Genomic DNA, 18,541 nt, shown 5'->3' with positions numbered 1-18,541 from the left:
GCGCTTCACTTCGTTCGCAGTGACCAGCTTACGGCGGGACTTGCACCCGCAGGAGTGCGCCCATGCTGGGCGCACCAAAAAAAACCCCCGAACGAGTCGGGGGCGCATGGGTGCCGGCGCGGTGCCGCTACCGGACCCTGCGCCTGTGGACTACTACGATGAAGCAAGCCGTTTTCATGCCGAGTGGCTCCTGAATGCGTGGCGGACCGCCAGCGATACCGGACGATGTTAGGCGGACGCTAGCAGCCGCGTCAACGCCCTACCGCACGCGCACCGACACGAACTTCCGCGCGTTGTTGCGCTGGATCAGCACGGCGATCACGCTGCCGCCGCTCGCTTCGAGCGTCTGCACGTCGTCCGGCGTCTCCAGCAGCGTGTCGTTGAGTTCCAGCACGACGTCGCCGGGCAGGATGCCGGCGCGCGCGGCCGGGCCGTGCACCGCGTCCACCATCATCCCGACCGCGAGCCCCGTCGACCGACGCTCGGCGTCGCTCAGCGCGTGCATCGTCAGCCCGAGGCGATCGCCGCGGTCACCGCTGGCACCGCCGTCGCCGGGCTCGCCGGGTCCCGGCCCCGGCCGTCCAGCGGACTTAGGTGCGGCCATGCCGACCGTGGCGGCCGCGCTCATGCCCGCGTCGTCGGCGCCGGTGATCGTCAGCTTCACCGGCGCACGGTTGCGGATCACGCGCAGCGGCGCCTTCGCGCCGGGCGGCAGCGCGGCGGCCAGGTCGTCCAGTTCGGCCGAGCGACCGATGGTCTTGTCGCCCATCTTCACGATCACGTCGCCGGGCTTGAGGCCGGCCGCGGCGGCCGGCGAGCCGGGCGCGACGCCATTGACGAGCGCGCCTGCCGGACGCGGCAGCCCGAACGCCGCGGCCAGCCCGACGCCGACGTCCTGCACGTCCGCGCCGAACGCATTGCCCGACGGCGTGCCCGGCGCAGGCGCCTGGGCCTGCTGCGCCTGCTGTTGCGTCTGCATCTGCGCCTGCTGTTGCGCGCGCAACTGGGCGCGCATCCTTGCCGCGAATGCGATCGGGATGGCGAACGTCGTGCTTGCGTAGCGATCGGTGCCCGTATAGACCTGCACCGCGATGCCGATCACGTCGCCCGCGCGATTGAACACGGGGCCGCCCGAGTTGTCCGGGTTCGGTGCGATGTCGGTCTCGAAGAACGGAAACGCGCTGCCGTCCGGCAAGCGGCGCGACGTCGCGCTGACGATGCCGGCCGTGACCGTGTTGCCCGATCCGTCCGGCGCGCCGATCGTCATCACCGGTTCGCCCGCGCGGACCTTCGACGAATCGCCGACGCGCACGAACGGCAGCTTCGTCGCGTCGACGCGCAGCACGGCGACATCGCTTTGCGGATCGACGGCCAGCACCGTCCCCTTGAATTCGCGGCGGTCGGTGAGCCGCACCGTCACGTCGGTCGCCTCGTCAACCACGTGGGCGGACGTGAGGATCAGGCCGTCGGCGCTGACGATGAAACCCGAGCCGCTGCCGGACACCGCACGCGGCGGCGTATCGGGCGCCGGCGCCGCCGGTGCGGGCGGCGCCGCACCGTGCCGGAAGAACGCGGCGAGCGGATCGTCGGGATCGAGGGCGGCAAAGGCCGGCCCGCCGGTTTGCGGATCGGGTGTGGCGGCCACGATGGTCACGACCGCCGGGCCGTAGCGCTCGACGATCGCCGGGAAATCGACCGGCATCGCGTAAGGCGCGGCGGGCGGCCGCACCTTCATCGCCGGTGGTGCGGCGTGCGGTGCGAGGGTGCCGGCAACGGCGGCGGGCGGCGGCCAACATCCGGCAAACACGCCCCCGATCAACGCGGTGCGAAGCACGGCGCGAGCAAGCGTCTGGCAAACCACGGTGCCACCTCCCCCGGCAGCCGCGACGCTACCCTGCGCGAGACGCGCAGGCGCCCGACAAGCACCGGTACACCCCACCATTTATAGCGCACGCGCCGGTTGGAACACACGAATCGAAACCCGTATGCCGGGAGGCGCCGTGGCGGCGGAACCGCGACGGCGTTCGTTTCGAACAAAGCGCGCGGTTCGTCAATCCGAATATCCACCACGCAGCGGTGCGCGTGTCGGCGTCAGCGTGACGGTCTGCGGGCAATCATCAGCTGTCGCGCATCACAGACAGACAGCATGCAAACCGCGGATGGCCGGTCAGCGGTCCGCATCCGTCGACGCGCCGGCACCCGCTCCGTTCAGTGGCACGACAATACCGCCACCCCGCCGACGCCTTGCGTGTTCGGCAACGCAGCCGTGTAACCGACGGCGACCAGCGGCTGGGCCGCGTCATGTCCGACAACGATCGATTGAATCGTTGCGGGCCCGGTGGTCTTCAACACACCGTTCAACGGCACCTGCATATATGTCAGCCCGTGTTGCGCACTTCCGAGCTGGATCGACAGGTTCAGCGTGGTGAGCATGCGCGTGACCGGATCCAGCATGGCCGAAGCCGAAACGAGCGTCCCGTCCGCGCCGCCGTTGTTGCTCGCCACCGTGTCGGAGATTACCTGCGTACACGAAAGCGGAGCGCCCGTGGCGGGCAACGACAGCGGCGTGCCGACTGCGTAGTGCACGCCCTGCGCATCGGTATAGGTATTGCCGTCGGTGTCCATCGCGCGATTCCACCGGCCGATCGCCACATCGGTGCCGACGCCCTGGATCTCGGTCACGGCCCCGTGGTCGAGGCCGAGGCAGTCGGTCGCCGCCGCCGACGACGCCAGCGTCGTAAACGCGCCGCTTCCCTGCTGAACCAGGCTCGTCGCCGGCACATTGACCGCCGTCATGTTGCGGTTCTTCGCCCACTCGCTCGGCAAATTCGGCACCACGAGCACCGCCAGTTGGCCGTTGTTCGCCGCAACCGGCGACGCCGCGCCCGAATAGCTGAAGCGGCCGTTCGGTCGGCAGGCCGTGGGCGCGGACGGCTGGGTAGGCGCGCCCGGCGCCGGCGTGGCGGGCGGCGTGACCGTCGGCGTTCCCGCCGTATCGTTGTTCGATGCGTTGCTGCCCGTTTTGGCCGCGCCACCGTCATCGCCGCCGCCACACGCCGCCAGCATCAACACCGTACTCGCCAGACCCACCAGACAGACTTGCTTGCCCCGCATGCTTTACCTCGTTTTCTCGTTGTAGAAACCATCATGACGCGCGCTCAGTTCGCGCCGTTGTCGTTTGCCGTACGCGCTGGCGCCATTCGCAGCGCATCCACCGACTTGACCAGCCCCCATGCGCCGACGCCGCCCAACGCGAGCGCGCCGAACCACCAGGACGTCGGCCAGATCTCGAGCAAGCTCTCCCGGGTGAGGACGAACGGCGATTTCAGTGCGACGATGACCACCGCGGTGTTGTAGCAGGCGTGAATCAACATTCCCGGCAACAACGATCGGGTAGCCGCATAGAGCTTTCCGATCAACAAACCGAGTCCGAATGCGAGCGCGAACTGATACACATTCAAGTGTGCGAGACCGAACACGGCGGCCGAATGCGCGATAGCCGTTCCCTCCGGGTACTGTCGCAAGAAGCTGCGCAGCATCACGCCGCGAAACAACATCTCTTCGAGTAGCGGCGCAATCAGGCAGGTCAATACGATCAGGCCGAGTCCGCCATTCGCATAAACCTCGCCGGCGTCCTCCCGGCTTCCGCTCCACGGGAAAAACTGCCCGATGCCGACTTCAAGCACGCTCATCGCCACGAGCAATGCCGGTGTGATCAGCAAAACGGGCACGAGAAATCGCCTGATCGTCGTTCGCCAGGAATCCACGCTGTCGTGCAGCAGGCTACGGTAGGTCAATTTGCTGTGATGAAGCAGCACCGTAAATAAGAGCCCGTTCGCGAGCACCCTTCCGATGCTGGCGATCGCCATCGTCTGAAGCCCTGCGCTGCGGCCGAGCGACCAGATAATCGAGTTCGTCAAATACTCGACCAGGTTCAGCACGACGACGATAAAAAATGCTTCCAGCAGATTCGGGAAGCAATAGTGGCTTGAATCGGATTTCATCTGGCTCGGTTCGATTTCGCAGACGGCACACGCGGTGATTGCGCGCTCGGATGCCTGCGGCCGATCTCATCGGATCGGCATTTTTATTTATGGGAGCACATGGCCGATGCGACGCATCGCGACTTGCGCCGGCCTTCGTCCTCCACTATCCATTCATCGTGAAAAAGTAACCGCTTGTCACGGGGCAGAATCGTCGCTCATGGCATGTGTCGTGGCAAGCGCCATTGACCATTCCTTACGATCGAAAAAGCAAGACTTTCGATTCACGTCGCGTGTTCAGGAAACTTCAATATCGGGATATCGGCCGATTTTTTAAAATATTGAATGTTTTGCCGACGGCGCAGCCTTTCGGTGTTTTAAAGCACCGGTTACTTGACGCACCAGTAACGCGCCGCGAATTCCTTGTTGATTGTCACCGAGACCGTCCCGTAAGCGCCGCGCGGCGGTTTGCCGTCGGTGCAGGCGGCGCTGTCCGATACCTCGTACGTGATATTGCCGCGCTTGAACGACCAGTCGGTGCTCACGCACGGATCCGTTCCGCCCGTGGTTTCCGTGCCGCCGCGCACGTCGACGTCCGGCTTCCCGTCGACCGGATGCGGCTTGTTCCATGCGCGGTAGCGCAATGCGCGATCCGCCGCGTGGTCGATCACGATGTGATGCTTGTCGGTATCGCAGATGAAGCCGTCGTGCGTCGGTTGCGCGTGAGCGGCGACGGTCGCCCACGACGTGCAGGCAATGACAGCGAACAGCAGGGATGGGCGAAGCGTCATCACGATCGGGCAGCAAGCAGTTGAAATCGCGAAACCATACCATCACGCGCCACCCGCGCCCACCCGCTCCGCGATCGTCGACACCATCCGCAACATCGGCTCGAACGCGTCGGCCGAGGTATTGCCGAATCCGAGCACGAGCCCGTTACCGGCCCGCGCCGCATCGATCGCGAAACCCGACAGCGGAAACGGCCCGATGCCATGCGCGCGTGCCGCTTCGACGATCGCGCGATCGCGATAACGCGCCGGCAGCCGCAGCGCGAGGTGCAGGCCGCACGGACCGCCCTCGACCTGGTGCGGCACGCTCAGGCTGCTGTCGAGCGCGGCGAGCAGCAACCGCCGCCGGTCGCGATACAGCCGGCGCATCCGCCCGAGATGCCGGCCGTACTCGCCCGTCTCGATGAAATCGGCCAGCGCGAGCTGCACGTGGCGCGTCCCGCCGCGCAGCATCTCCGGCAGCGCCGGCCGCACGGCGGCCAGCAACGCGTCGGGCAGCACGAGAAAGCCGATCCGCAGCGCCGGAAACATCGTCTTGCTGAACGAGCCGAGATAGACGACTGGCGAATCGGGCGCGAGCCCCTGCATCGCGCCGATCGGCTCGCCGGTGTGACGAAATTCGCTGTCGTAGTCGTCCTCGATGATCCACGCGCGATGGCGGCGCGCCGCATCGATCAGTGCGAGCCGGCGCGAGATCGACAGCACGGCGCCGGTCGGGAACTGGTTCGACGGCGTCGTGTAGACGAGGCGCGGCGGTCGCTCGCCCCAGTCGTCCGGTTCCGCGCGCAGCCCTTCCGCGTCGACCGGCATCGGCACGACGTCGAGGTCCGCCGCCTGCATCGCGGTGCGCGCGCCGCGATAGCCGGGCTCCTCGACCCACACCGTATCGCCCGGATTCGTCAGCAACTGCGCGCACAGCGCGATCGCGCCCTGCGCGCCCTCGGTGATCACGATCTGCTCCGGATCGCAGCGCACGCCGCGCGTGACGGCCAGATGGCGCGCGATCGATTCGCGCAACGCGGGCTCGCCGAGCGGATCGCCGTACGCCAGCAGGTCGCGGCCCGCGCGGCGCAACGCGCGGTCGATCGCGTGCCGCCACGCGTCCACCGGGAAATGCGACAGCGCGGGCACGCCCGGCCGGAAACCCTCCGATTCGCCGGTGCCGACGAGGCTCGGGCGAATCCGGCCAAGCCGCTGCGCGACGGCCGGCGGCGCCGCACACCGGCGCGGCGGTGCCGGCCGCGACAGCCCGACGACCCGCGTGCCGCGACGATCCGACTGCAGGAAGCCTTCGGCGACGAGCTGCTCGTACACGGCGGCCGTCGTATTGCGCGACACGCCGAGCGTTTCGGCCAGCGCGCGCGTGCCGGGCAGCCGCGTGCCGGCCGGCATCGCGCCGCCGAGAATCGCGTCGCGCACGCGCCGCAGCAACTGGCGCTGCAGCGAAGGCGCGCCGGGCGCGCGCGCCAGCGGCGCATCGAGCGGCAGCAACGGCGCGTCGGCGGAAGGAAAGGCAGTCGTCATCGGAACATTGCAGCGTGAAAGGTGGGAACGGGACGGATGGGCGGTGGCGCACCGGTGAGCGCTCATACGCCTGACGGCCACCGCTCGTGGCACCATAAATTTGCCATACTCTGGCGCTTCTCATGGTACCTCGCCGGGACTACGATCGTCTGCATGCCGGCATGTCGCCGGCCGACAACCGAAGCGAGATCGACCTTGCCCACGCTCACCAACGCTTTCCAGCAGCCCATCGGCCACCCCGTTCCCGACTGGTCCGCGCGTCCGCGCCCCGAGCGCATCGCGCTCGAAGGCCGTTACTGCCGACTCGAACCGCTCGACGCCGAGCGCCACGCGGCCGACCTGTACGCCGCCTACGCGCAAGCGCCCGACGGCAGCGACTGGACCTATCTCGCGCACGGCCCGTACGCCGACGCGTCCAGCTACCGCGACTACGCGCGCGGCGCGCAGGCGAGCGCCGATCCGCTCCACTACACGGTGATCGATCGCGCCACGGGCCGCGCGGTCGGCACGCTCGCGCTGATGCGCATCGATCCGGCCAACGGCGTGATCGAGGTCGGCTCCGTCACGTTCTCGCCACTGCTCAAGCGCACGCCGGTGTCGACGGAAGCGCAGTTCCTGCTGATGAAGTATGCGTTCGACACGCTCGGCTACCGGCGCTACGAATGGAAGTGCGACGACCTGAACGCGCCGTCGCGCAAGGCGGCTGCGCGCCTCGGCTTCCGCTACGAAGGCACGTTCCGGCAGGCGATCGTCTACCGCGGCCGCAATCGCGACACCGCGTGGTTCTCGATCATCGACGGCGAATGGCCGGACATCCGCGCCGCGTTCGACGCGTGGCTCGCCCCGGATAACTTCGACGCCGAAGGCAACCAGCGCCAGTCGCTCACCGCGATCCGCCACGCGCAAGCCACCGCGCGCGATGCGGCCAGCCGCGCAAACGACGCCACGCGCGTCACGGTGCGCCCGCTCGTCGCCGCCGACGAAGCCGCGTGGCGTCCGCTGTGGCAGGGTTACCAGACGTTCTATGACACCGCGCTGAGCGGCGCGGTGTTCGCGACGACCTGGGCGCGCCTGATGGACCCGGCCGAGCCGATGTTCGGGCTCGGCGCGTTCGACGCGTCCGGTGCGATGGTCGGGATCGTGCATGCGATCTACCACCGCTCGTGCTGGACGGAAGGGCCGTACTGCTACCTGCAGGACCTGTACACGGCGCCCGACGCGCGCGGGCAAGGCGCGGGCGGCGCGCTGATCGAGGCCGTGTACGAACGGGCCCGCGAAGCCGGCGCGAGCCGCGTGTACTGGCTCACGCACGAAACCAACACGACCGCACGTGCGCTGTACGACAAGCTCGCGAACAACGCCGGGTTCATCCAGTACCGGCACGATCTGAAGAAGTAACGTCGTCGCCCGGACGGCCGATGTTCAGCCATGAATATCGGCCGTCCGGCGTGCGTCGCCGTCCTCCGGCGCGCCATCGCACGCCGAACCGTCCATACCCGACACCGCTGCCGGGTGGATCATCTCGTCGCCATTGGCCGGCACGGGCCGCCGCATCGGCCGGAACACCGGCTCGCCCGGCTCGATCGTCTGCCCCGAGAGCGCGCAGCGACCGGGCTGCAACGCGACGCGCAGGCGCCAGCGCTGCTCGCCGTAATGACAGCGGCCGCTCTCGACCCATCGCACCAGCAGTGCATCGTCGCCCGCCTCCAGTACCGTGACGAACAGTTGCGGGCGCAACGGCGACGCCGCGGCCGTCGCGTGCGCCGGAATCGGCGCGAGCGGATGCGCGACCACGCCGTCGCGCGACGGCGGCGCATCGTCTTCGTCGAGCGTGGACGCGAGCACATCGCACGACCGGTCTTCTTCGCAGATCAGGCTTTCCATGATGTCGAGCATGCTTGACGGATTTCCGTGCAGGTGGACCGACGCAGGCGCAGCACTCAGCGCCGGCCCATCGGTTCGCGCCGCAGGAACAGACCGATCGCCGCGCCGGCAGCCGCGCGACGGCGGCATGGCGGCATCGGCCGCGACCGGCGCTTCGGTCATCGTCACCGGCATCGAAGCGGCAGCGTGCAACGGGATGCCTGACGCGAGCGCAATCGGACTGCCGCACATGATACAAATTGAAGTTAACTTCAAGTAAAGGGGTAGCGTGCGCAACGATCCGTTTCGGCGATGACGACAATGGCCGGCGCGACGCCCGACGGCGTCCTGATTTAAGCTGTTGGCCTCGCCCCCGACAACGCTGCGCACCTACGCATGCCGACCGCCTCCCCCGCCCCGGCCACGCTGTTTCCGCTCGACGAGGCCTGGTCCGCCTTCCCGCGCCGCAAGGCGGCCGTACGCGCGTTCATCGCCGGATACTGCGCCGCGCGCGACCGGCGCGATGCGCCGCTGCACGACGGCCCGGACGGCCATGTCGTGCAGTTCGACGACGCGATGGGCCGGCCGTTCGAGCATTTCATGATCGAGGGTGCGCCCGTCGCCGGCGCCGGCCCGTTTGCCGTCGGCGCGTGGATCACGCGCTACGGCGCGGCCCCGCTGCCGCCCGCGCTGCACGGCAGGACGCGCCGGCTGACCGACGAGCACTTCATGGCCGCCGATATCGACGGGCTGTCCGGCGACGACGCGCTCGCGCGAGCACTCGCCTGCGACACGCCGGACGCCATCGCTGCGTTCAACGCCAGCGGCGTCTTCCCGCCGTTCCAGCCGAATCCGGCCGCGGTACTGTTCGCGCACCGCATCGACGGCCAGATCGCGGCCACCGCGCGCTATGGTTTCGCGTCGCCGCGCGATATCGTCGTCGACCGCGTCGGGACGGCGGACGCATACCGGCGTCGCGGCCTGGCGACGCAGCTGCTCGCCGCGATCGTCGCGCACGCGCGGCACCGCGGCGCGCAGCGCGTATGGCTCATCTCGACCGAAGCCGGCCAGCCGCTGTACCGCGCTGCGGGATTCACGGCGCTCGCGACGGTTGCCGTCGACGAAGTGCTCGCCTGACTGCGGATCGAGCAACGCTGCCCGTGGCGGTTCGTCTCGCGATTCGTCTCATTGCGCTGAGACGAACGTCCCGGCGTCTCACTCGACTCGCCGCTTCGCTATCGCAGCAAATTCGACCCGCCATTTCTTCCGAACCTTTACCGGACGGCGAAAAGCGACATGGTGCAGTGCGCGTACCGGCATCTTCCGACCGCCACGCACAGCCCCGATTCACGCTGGCCCCGTTCCTGCATACCGGTCGATCGCGCAATCGCGCGACGGGCGCACCGGCAGCGTTGCCGCACGCCCGACGACAACCTGACGGAGACAGCAACGTGAGTACACCGGCATCGATCACCCCGCCCAGCATGAAAGCCGCCGTCTGGCATGGCCGCCACGACATCCGCGTCGAACAGGTTCCCGTTCCGGAGCGCCCGCCCGCAGGCTGGGTCACGATCCGCGTGCACTGGTGCGGCATCTGCGGCTCCGACCTGCACGAATACGTCGCCGGGCCGGTGTTCATCCCGGTCGACGCGCCGCATCCGCTGACCGGCCTGAAAGGCCAGTGCATCCTCGGCCACGAGTTCAGCGGCGAGATCGCCGAACTCGGTGCGGGCGTGTCGGGCTTCGCGGTCGGCGACCGCGTGACGGCCGACGCGTGCCAGCATTGCGGCACCTGCTGGTACTGTCGGCACGGGCTGTACAACATCTGCGAGAACCTCGCGTTCACCGGGCTGATGAACAACGGCGCGTTCGCCGAATACGTGAACGTGCCGGCCGAACTGCTGTACAAGCTCCCCGATAATTTCCCGACCGAGGCCGGCGCGCTGATCGAACCGCTCGCGGTCGGGCTGCATGCGGTGAAGAAAGCCGGCAACATCGTCGGGCAGACCGTCGTCGTGGTCGGCGCGGGCACGATCGGCCTGTGCACGATCATGTGCGCGAAGGCCGCGGGCGCGGGGCGCGTGATCGCGCTGGAGATGTCGGCCGCGCGCAAGCAGAAGGCGCTGGAGGTCGGCGCGAGCGTCGTGATCGATCCGAAGACGTCCGACGCGATCGCGGAAGTCAGGGCACTGACGGGCGGCTACGGCGCCGACGTGTCGTTCGAGTGCATCGGCCACACGGCCACCGCGAAGCTCGCGATCGACGTGATCCGCAAGGCCGGCAAGTCGGTGATGGTCGGCATCTTCGAGGAACCGGCGCCGTTCAACTTCTTCGACATCGTGTCGACCGAGAAGGAAGTGATCGGCTCGCTCGCGTACAACGGCGAATTCGCGGACGTGATCCGCTTCATCGCGGACGGCCGCATCGACGTGCAGCCGCTGATCACCGGACGCATCGCGCTCGGCGACATCGTCACGCGCGGCTTCGAGGAACTGGTCAACCACAAGGACCGCAACGTGAAGATCATCGTCCAGCCGGCCGTCTCCTGACCGCACGGCCTGCGCGGCCGCGGCATCGATTCACGCCGCGCCGCGCAGGCTCGCGTACCGCCAATGCATCCCGATCGACGACGTGCCGCGACACGACACCACGGAGCGATCGTGCAGGACGCCCCCGGCCCTGCTGCCGCGTGCGCCGATCAATCCGGCGGATCGCCGTCGCGGCAGGCGACACCGCAACCGCGCACGATTCTTCGATATACTGGGCCGAACCCTTTTCGAGGCAACAAGGGCAACGGCGCCTTTCGCGCGTCCGCCCCGACCTGCGTGGACTAGCGCACAGTGAAACCGCGAGCCGGACTGATTCTCGAACTCTTCGTCAACCTCGTGCTGCCCTGGGTGGCCTATCGGGTCGCGCATCCGTATTTCGGCGAAACCGGCGCGCTGTACGCGTCGGCGGTTCCGCCAATCGTCTGGTCGATCGTCGAATTCATCCGCTCGCGCCGTGTCGACGCGGTGGCGGCCATCGTGCTGCTCGGCATCACGCTGTCGATCGTCGGGATGGCGTTCGGCGGCAGCCCGCGCACGCTGCTGATGCGCGAATCGATCGGGTCGGGCACGATCGGCATCGTGTTCCTGCTGTCGCTGTTCCGCGAACGCCCGCTGATCTACTATCTGGCCCGCGCCACCGTGGCCCGCGAGATGGACGGCGGCGCCGCACACTTCGAAGCCGTCTGGGACGCGCAGCCGGGCCTGCGGCAGATGCTGCGGCTGATGACGTTCGTGTGGGGCGCCATCATGACGATCGAGATGCTGCTGCGCTGGTGGATGGTCGTCAACTGGCCGGTCGAGCGCGTGCTCGTCGTGTCGCCGGTCATGGGCTATACGGTGTTTGCCTGCCTGCTGCTGTGGACGTTCTGGTACCGACGGCGGATGCGCGTGCGCAACAGCGTCGACATCCCCGGCCGCAGCGGCGTCACCGAGACGGCCGGCCGCTGACACGCGGCTGGCCCGTTGCCCGGCGGCATGTCACGGCGCCTGCTGTATGATGCGCGGCGTCTCGTCCGCCGATCCGTTTCCCGTCATGTCCCTTTCGCTCCTTCCTTGTGCCACGATCTGGATCGCCCTGTTCGCGGCCGCGGCATTCGCATGGCATCGCCCGCTGCACGGCCTGAGCATCGGCCTCGCCGCGCTCGGCTATGCGGGCGCGCTGGCGTTCGGCCAGCTTGCGCCGATCACGCTGGCGCCGTTCGCGCTGCTGATCGCGGCCGGCTGGGGCGTGCTGCCCGGGCGCCCGCTCGCGGTGCGCATCGCCGCGCACGTCGTCTTTGCCGCGCTCGCGATCGCGCTGAGCCTGCACCTGATTCCCGGCTTCCATAATCCGCGCGTGATCGGGCCGATCCGCTTCACGCCGGACGCCGTGCCGTTCACGATGTACCTGAATTTCGACAAGCCGCTCGTCGGCCTGTGGCTGCTGTGGATGCTGCCGTGGGTCGCCCCCGACGTCGCGCTGTCGCGCGCGCTGCGCACCGGCGTCGTGGCGGCCGTCGCGACGGCTGCCGCGTGCCTGGTCGGCGCGCTCGCGTTCGGGATGGTCGGCTGGGCGCCCAAATGGCCGCCGTCCGGCTGGCTGTGGCTCGCGAACAACCTGTTGCTGGTGACGCTCGCCGAGGAAGCGCTGTTCCGCGGCTACGTGCAAGGCGGGCTGACCCGCGTGCTCCGCGCCTGGTCATGGGGCCCGTGGGTCGCGCTCGCGGCCGGCGCGGTGCTGTTCGGCGCCGCGCATGCGGCCGGCGGCTGGCCATGGATCGTGCTGGGCACGGTGGCCGGCGTCGGCTACGGGCTCGCGTGGCGGCGCGGCGGCCTGCTCGCCGCCGCGCTCGCGCATGCGGGGCTGAACGTCGTGCACTTCGGCCTGTTCACCTATCCAATGCTCGCTACCGCGCGGTGATCGCGGCGACGGCGCCGACGCCTGTGTCGCCCGCGCCGCCGCTCAATTGAACCCGGCCACCGCGTGCGGCACGTACGGGCATTCGAGCGTGGCGATCTCGTCGTCGGTCAGCTTCAGCGCGAGCGCGCCGAGCGCATCGTCCAGTTGCCGCGGCTTCGAAATGCCGACGATCGGCGCGGTCACGCCGCGCTTTTGCGCGACCCACGCGAGCGCGACCTGCGCCCGCGGCACGTTGCGCGCGGCGGCGATCGCCGCGACGGCCTCGACGACCGCCTTGTCGGCGTCGGCCGTCGCGTCGTACAGCCGCTGGCCAACGTCGTCCTTCTGCTGCCGTTCCGACGACTCGTCCCAGTTGCGCGTCAGGCGCCCGCGTGCGAGCGGGCTCCACGGGATCACCGCGATGCGTTCGTCCTCGCACAGCGGCAGCATTTCGCGCTCTTCCTCGCGATACAGCAGGTTCAGGTGGTTCTGCATGCTGACGAAGCGGGTCCAGCCGTTCTGCTTGGACGTGTGCAACGCCTTAGCGAACTGCCACGCGAACATCGACGACGCGCCGATATAGCGCGCCTTGCCGGCCTTCACGACGTCGTGCAGCGCCTCGAGCGTCTCCTCGATCGGCGTGCCGTAGTCCCAGCGGTGAATCTGGTAGAGGTCGACGTAGTCGGTGCCGAGCCGCTTCAGGCTCTGGTCGATGTCGGTCATGATCGCCTTGCGCGACAGGCCGGCGCCGTTCGGCCCCGGCCGCATCCGGTAGAACACCTTCGTCGCGATCACGACGTCGTCGCGCTTCGTGAAATCGCGCAGCGCGCGGCCGACGATCTCCTCGGACGTCCCGTCCGAATACATGTTCGCGGTGTCGAAGAAGTTGATGCCGGCCTCGACCGCGCGCTGGATGATCGGGCGGCTTTCCGCTTCCGGCAGCGTCCACGGGTGCGTGCCGCGCGACGGCTCGCCGAATGTCATGCAGCCCAGCACCAGCTTCGACACATCCAGCCCGGTCGACCCGAATTTCACGTATTCCATTGCACGCCTCGCCACTCAAGTTGGGGGTTGCGGCCGGATGCGCGCCGCGCATCCGCCAGACGTTGCATGGTATCCCGCATGCCGCGAACGCGTATGACCGCGCGCCGCATGCAGGCTGCGTGAAAGGACGGACCTCGAAGGACGAACCGGAAGGCCCCGGTTACTTGGCCTGGTCGGCGATCGGCTGCAGGAACGCGGAGAAGCCGGTCAGCATGATCTGCACGCCGATGCACAGCAGCAGGAACGCCGACACGCGCTTCGCGACCTTGGTCCCTTCGCTACCGAGGTAGCGCGCGAGCAGCGCGGAGCGGCTGTAGACCTGCCAGATCACGAGCGCGACGAGCACGGACACGGCGATCGACACGATGCTCGACAGCATGAATTCCGACAGCTTGTGCGTGCGGTTCGCGTTCAGCGCGATCGCGGTCGCGATCGAGCCGGGGCCGACCGTCAGCGGCACCGTCAACGGGAAGAACGCGCGCGTCATGATCGCGTTCGCGTCGATCGGCTTGACCGGCGTGTCGCCGCCACCCGGACCGTCCGGTTCGTTCAGCATCTGCCAGCCGGCGACGGCAACCGCGAAGCCGCCGCCGATCCGCAGCGCTTCCATCGAGATCCCGAAGAAATGCAGCACCGGCGTGCCGGCGAAGAACGCGACCATCAGCACGACGAACGCATTGAACGCGACCTTCCGCGCGAGCAGATCCCGTTCGTGCACGGTAAGCGCCTCGGTTCGTTCAAGAAACAGGAACGCGATACCGATCGGATTGATGATGCCGATCAGGCCGGTAAAGCCGAACAGGATCTCGGAGACAAGGCGATTGACGATCATCGTGCGAAGCATCGGTCGGGACGGGGCCGGCAGCGCGCCGGGGGTCACGCATTGTAGTGCAAGCGCCCGCGCCCGAGATGCAAAATGCGGCCGGCCCGGTTCCGCCGTCGATCGTCGTGAAAGTTCGTCGCGCGGCCTTATTCGGTGCCCGTCTCCCACGCCGGCGGCCGCTTCGCGAAGAAGGCCGCGAAGCCTTCCTTCGCCTCCGGCGTCGCCCGCACGCGGGAGATCGTCTGCGCGGTGAACGCCGTGCGTTCGTCCGACGGCGGATACTCGCCGATCGCATCGAAAAAGCGCTTGATCTCCATCAGCGCGTGCGGGCCGTTGCGGCCGAGTTCCGAAAGCGTCCGCTCGAGTGCGTCGTCGAGCGCATCGAGCGGCACGGCCTGATGGATCAGGCCGATCGCGACGGCCTCGGCGGCCGCGAGCTGCGTCGCGGTCAACGCAAGCCGGCGCGCCTGACGCTGGCCGACCGCCTCGACCAGATACGGGCCGATCACGGCCGGCAGGATTCCGAAGCGCGCCTCACTGACCGAAAAACGCGCGTGGTCGCTCGCAATCACGATATCGCACGCCGCGCACAGGCCCACGCCGCCGCCGAACGCGTGGCCCTGCACGCGTGCGACCGTCGGTTTCGGGCACTGCCGGATCGCGCGCATCATCGCGGCGAACCGCTCGGCGTCACGCAGGTTCGCGGCGGCGTCGTTCGCGCTCGCGCGCTGCATCCACTGCAGGTCGGCGCCCGCGCAAAATGCGCGGCCATCCGAACGCAGCACGATCGCGCGTACGTCGTCGCGCCGGCCGAGCGTCGTGAACGCGTCGGTCAGCTCCGCGATCATCGTCTCGTCGAACGCGTTCAGCACGTCGCCGCGCTGCAGCGCGACGGTCGCGATGCCGCGCGCATCGACCGCGACGGCCAGGGTCTTCAATTCATCCATCGAACAGGTTTCCTCGGGTAGAACGGCACACAGCGACATCAGGCGGCCTGACGGCGATCGATCACGCGCCGCGCCTTGCCGGTCGCGGTCGCGGGGATACCACCGGCCGCCAGCACCGTCACGCCGGACGACACGCCGACCATCGTCTTGATCCGGTGCTGCAGCTCGCGCGCGAGCGCCGCGCGATCGCCATCGGTGACCGATGCCACCGCCTCGGAGCGCAACTCGACCGCGAGGTCGAGCCGGTCCATGTGACCGTCGCGCGACAGCGTGATCTGGAACTGGCCCGACAACTGCGGCAGCGCGACGACGATTTCCTCGATCTGGCTCGGGAACACGTTCACGCCGCGCACGATCAGCATGTCGTCGGAGCGGCCCGTGATCTTTGCGAGCCGGCGCATCGCGCGCGCGGTCGGCGGCAGCAGCGCGGTGAGATCGCGCGTGCGGTAGCGGATCACCGGCATCGCCTCCTTCGTCAGCGACGTGAACACGAGCTCGCCCTCACTGCCGTCGGGCAGCACTTCGCCGGTGACGGGATCGATGATCTCCGGGTAGAAATGGTCTTCCCAGATCACCGGGCCATCCTTCGTCTCCACGCATTCGCACGCGACGCCCGGGCCCATCACTTCCGACAACCCGTAGATGTCGAGCGCGTCGATGCCCACGCGCGTCTCGACTTCATTGCGCAGCGCTTGCGTCCACGGCTCGGCGCCGAAGATGCCGATCTTCAGCGACGATTCGGCCGGGTCCATCCCCTGCCGCACCATCTCGTCGATCAGGTTCAGCATGTACGACGGCGTGACGAGGATGATCTTCGGCTCGAAATCGCGAATCAGCTGCACCTGCTTCTCGGTCTGCCCGCCGGACATCGGCACGACCATGCAGCCGAGCCGCTCCGCACCGTAGTGAATCCCGAGGCCGCCGGTGAACAGGCCGTAGCCGAACGCGTTGTGCAGCGTATCGCCCGGGCGGCCGCCGGCCGCGCGGATCGAGCGCGCGGTCACGTTCGCCCACGTGTCGATGTCGCGCGCCGTGTAGCCGACCACGGTCGGCTTGCCCGTCGTGCCGCTCGATGCATGCACGCGCACGACCTGCTCGCGCGGCACCGCGAAGAGGCCGAACGGATAGTTGTCGCGCAGGTCGCTCTTGGTCGAGAACGGGAATTTCGCGAGATCGGCGAGCGACTTCAGGTCGTCCGGATGCACACCCGCCGCATCGAACGTGCGCCGATAGTGCGGGACGTTGTCGTACGCGTGGCGCAGCGACCACTTGAGGCGCTCGAGCTGCAGCGCCTGCAGTTCGTCGCGGCTGGCGGTCTCGATCGGCTCGAGGGCGGCGGCGGGATGCGTCGGGTGAGTCATCGGGGTACTCCTCCAATGGAGTGATGTCGTTGTCGTGTTCGAGGTGACGCGGTGGTCACGACCGGAACGTGCGGCCGGCCGCGTGCAGCGCGGCAAGACGCGGCGACACGCGATAGCGGTCCTCGCCGTAGCTCGCCGCCAGGTTCGACAGCACGCGATGCACGCGGCCGATGCCGATCGCATCGGCCCATGCGAGCGGGCCGCACGGGTAGTTCACGCCCTTCTCCATCGCGAGATCGAGATCGGCCGGCGAGCACACGCCCTGGTTCACCGTGTCGGCCGCCTCGTTCGCGAGCATCGCGACGGTGCGCATCGCGACCATCCCCGGCACGTCCGCGATGCCGACGACGCGAAAGCCCGCGTGCTGGAACAGGCCGACCGCGTCCGCATACGCGGCGTCGCTGCACTGGAGCGCGCGCGTCAGCGCGACGAGCCCCGCCTGCGCGTAATCGCGCGCCAGGTCGACGAGCACGAGATCCGCCACGCCCGTCCGGGCGGCGCGCGCGGTCGCCGTACGGCCATCGGTCAACGCGATCGACGCGCGGCCGGCCACGGCGAGCAGCGCGTCGGCATGCGCGTCGTGGCGCCGCGCGGTCGCGATGCGTTCGACGAAGCGCGCATGCAGCGCGGCGGCCGGGCCGTCCTGCGCGAACAGCGCGACGTCGGCCGGCGCGTCACGTGCAGGTTCGAGGTCGGGCGCGGGCGGCGTCGCGCCGTCCGCATACGAGTAGAACCCGCGCCCGGACTTGCGCCCGAGAAAGCCCGCGTTCACGAGCTCCTGCTGGATCAGCGACGGCGTGTAGCGCGGATCGTTGAAGTACGCGCGGAACACCGACTCGGTCACCGCGAAGTTCACGTCGTGACCGATCAGGTCCATCAGCTCGAACGGCCCCATCCGGAAGCCGCCCGCTTCGCGCATCACCGCGTCGATCGTGGCCGGCGCGCCGCCCTGTTCGTTCAGCACGCGCAGCGCCTCCGCGTAATACGGCCGCGCGACGCGGTTCACGATGAAGCCCGGCGTCGATTTCGCCATCACCGGTTGCTTGCCCCACGCGGCGGCGGTCGCATGCAGCATCCGCGCGACCTCGGGCGCGGTCGCGAGCCCGCTGACCACCTCGACGAGCGCCATCAGCGGCGCCGGGTTGAAGAAATGCAGGCCGGCGACGCGTTGCGGCACGCGCAGCCCGGCCGCGATCGACGTGATCGAGATCGACGACGTGTTGGTCGCCAGCACGCAGGCGTCGTCGACATGACGCTCGAGCGTCGCGAAGATTTCGCGCTTCACGTCGAGCCGCTCGGCCGCCGCCTCGACGATCAGCGCAGCGCCCGCGAAGTCGGCCAGCGCGCGCACGGCGCGAATTCGGTTGCCGGCCGCATCGGCCTGCGCCGGTTCGAACCGGCCCTTCTCCGCGAGCCGCGCGAACTGCGCGCGGATGCCCGCCAGCGCCTTGTCGCAGGCCGCTTCGTTCAGGTCGTACAGCAGCACCGGATGGCCGGCCGCGGCCGCGACCTGCGCAATGCCCGCCCCCATCGCGCCGGCGCCGATCACGCCGACGACGGCCGACGGCGCCAGCGCGCCCGAATTCACCGAATGTGCAGAGGAAACAGCCATCGCTTGCGATCCGTCATGAAGTGGAAGTGCGAGCGATTATAAACCGACCGGTCGGTAGATTTATGTCAGGGCGAGCCCGAATGTGTCGTGCAAGACACCGTTACGGAAGCTGCAACGACAAAAAATCGACAGGCCGGGGCACTTTTTGTAAACCGAAAGGTCAATGTA

The 18,541-nt window shown here is 68.6% G+C and carries 16 protein-coding genes; 5 read left to right on the top strand and 11 right to left on the bottom strand.

Translation table 11 applies throughout. From position 1 onward, the window contains the following. Positions 1-259: 259 nt before the first annotated feature. From J8I35_RS33370 to J8I35_RS33350, 5 genes are all read right to left on the bottom strand, one after another. Positions 260-1,861, bottom strand: a complete 1,602-nt coding sequence (locus J8I35_RS33370) for a trypsin-like peptidase domain-containing protein (RefSeq protein ID WP_209929305.1) — start codon at positions 1,859-1,861, stop codon at positions 260-262. 347 nt (positions 1,862-2,208) lie between these two features. Continuing rightward, positions 2,209-3,114, bottom strand: coding sequence for a hypothetical protein (locus J8I35_RS33365; RefSeq protein ID WP_245170536.1), 906 nt, complete (start codon positions 3,112-3,114; stop codon positions 2,209-2,211). 44 nt (positions 3,115-3,158) lie between these two features. After that, a complete protein-coding gene (locus tag J8I35_RS33360; RefSeq protein ID WP_209929304.1) occupies positions 3,159-4,004 on the bottom strand; it encodes a type II CAAX endopeptidase family protein in 846 nt (281 codons plus the stop codon). Positions 4,005-4,372: 368 nt separating this feature from the next. Then, positions 4,373-4,774: a hypothetical protein gene (locus tag J8I35_RS33355; protein WP_244140539.1), complete on the bottom strand. Its 402-nt coding sequence runs from the start codon at positions 4,772-4,774 to the stop codon at positions 4,373-4,375. Between the two features lie 42 nt (positions 4,775-4,816). Then, entirely contained in the window at positions 4,817-6,295 is a 1,479-nt protein-coding gene (locus J8I35_RS33350; protein WP_209929303.1) for a PLP-dependent aminotransferase family protein, read from the bottom strand. Positions 6,296-6,490: 195 nt separating this feature from the next. On the opposite strand from J8I35_RS33350, the gene J8I35_RS33345 reads away from it, so the two are divergent. Beyond that, the gene (locus J8I35_RS33345; protein WP_209929302.1) at positions 6,491-7,693 is read left to right on the top strand and encodes a GNAT family N-acetyltransferase; all 1,203 of its coding nucleotides are present in this window, start codon (positions 6,491-6,493) and stop codon (positions 7,691-7,693) included. A gap of 24 nt (positions 7,694-7,717) precedes the next feature. Here J8I35_RS33345 and J8I35_RS33340 read toward each other — a convergent pair whose 3' ends face one another. Next, positions 7,718-8,191, bottom strand: a complete 474-nt coding sequence (locus J8I35_RS33340) for a DUF3331 domain-containing protein (protein WP_209929306.1) — start codon at positions 8,189-8,191, stop codon at positions 7,718-7,720. A gap of 363 nt (positions 8,192-8,554) precedes the next feature. On the opposite strand from J8I35_RS33340, the gene J8I35_RS33335 reads away from it, so the two are divergent. From J8I35_RS33335 to J8I35_RS33320, 4 genes are all read left to right on the top strand, one after another. Beyond that, positions 8,555-9,295, top strand: coding sequence for a GNAT family N-acetyltransferase (locus tag J8I35_RS33335; protein WP_089489420.1), 741 nt, complete (start codon positions 8,555-8,557; stop codon positions 9,293-9,295). Positions 9,296-9,642: 347 nt separating this feature from the next. Next, complete coding sequence (locus tag J8I35_RS33330) at positions 9,643-10,707, top strand: 2,3-butanediol dehydrogenase (protein WP_124653151.1); 1,065 nt, start codon at positions 9,643-9,645, stop codon at positions 10,705-10,707. 291 nt (positions 10,708-10,998) lie between these two features. After that, a complete protein-coding gene (locus J8I35_RS33325; RefSeq protein ID WP_050012762.1) occupies positions 10,999-11,655 on the top strand; it encodes a VC0807 family protein in 657 nt (218 codons plus the stop codon). Positions 11,656-11,740: 85 nt separating this feature from the next. Continuing rightward, positions 11,741-12,607, top strand: coding sequence for a CPBP family intramembrane glutamic endopeptidase (locus J8I35_RS33320; protein ID WP_050012870.1), 867 nt, complete (start codon positions 11,741-11,743; stop codon positions 12,605-12,607). 42 nt (positions 12,608-12,649) lie between these two features. On the opposite strand, the gene J8I35_RS33315 is transcribed toward J8I35_RS33320, so the two are convergent. The 5 genes from J8I35_RS33315 to J8I35_RS33295 form a co-directional block, all read right to left on the bottom strand. Further along, positions 12,650-13,630 carry an aldo/keto reductase gene (locus tag J8I35_RS33315; RefSeq protein ID WP_209929301.1) on the bottom strand — a complete coding sequence of 327 codons (981 nt, stop codon included), beginning with the start codon at positions 13,628-13,630 and terminating at the stop codon, positions 12,650-12,652. Positions 13,631-13,790: 160 nt separating this feature from the next. Next, positions 13,791-14,462, bottom strand: coding sequence for a MarC family protein (locus J8I35_RS33310; protein ID WP_209929300.1), 672 nt, complete (start codon positions 14,460-14,462; stop codon positions 13,791-13,793). A 137-nt stretch (positions 14,463-14,599) separates the two neighbouring features. After that, entirely contained in the window at positions 14,600-15,400 is an 801-nt protein-coding gene (locus J8I35_RS33305) for an enoyl-CoA hydratase-related protein (protein ID WP_124592834.1), read from the bottom strand. A gap of 38 nt (positions 15,401-15,438) precedes the next feature. Beyond that, a complete protein-coding gene (gene paaK, locus J8I35_RS33300; RefSeq protein WP_124554929.1) occupies positions 15,439-16,761 on the bottom strand; it encodes a phenylacetate--CoA ligase PaaK in 1,323 nt (440 codons plus the stop codon). A gap of 55 nt (positions 16,762-16,816) precedes the next feature. After that, positions 16,817-18,373, bottom strand: coding sequence for a 3-hydroxyacyl-CoA dehydrogenase (locus tag J8I35_RS33295; RefSeq protein ID WP_209929299.1), 1,557 nt, complete (start codon positions 18,371-18,373; stop codon positions 16,817-16,819). Between the last annotated feature and the right edge of the window lie 168 nt (positions 18,374-18,541).

This window comes from Burkholderia sp. CpTa8-5 (assembly GCF_017815045.1).
Lineage (GTDB): Bacteria > Pseudomonadota > Gammaproteobacteria > Burkholderiales > Burkholderiaceae > Burkholderia > Burkholderia sola.
This window is presented reverse-complemented; position numbering and strand designations above follow the sequence as displayed.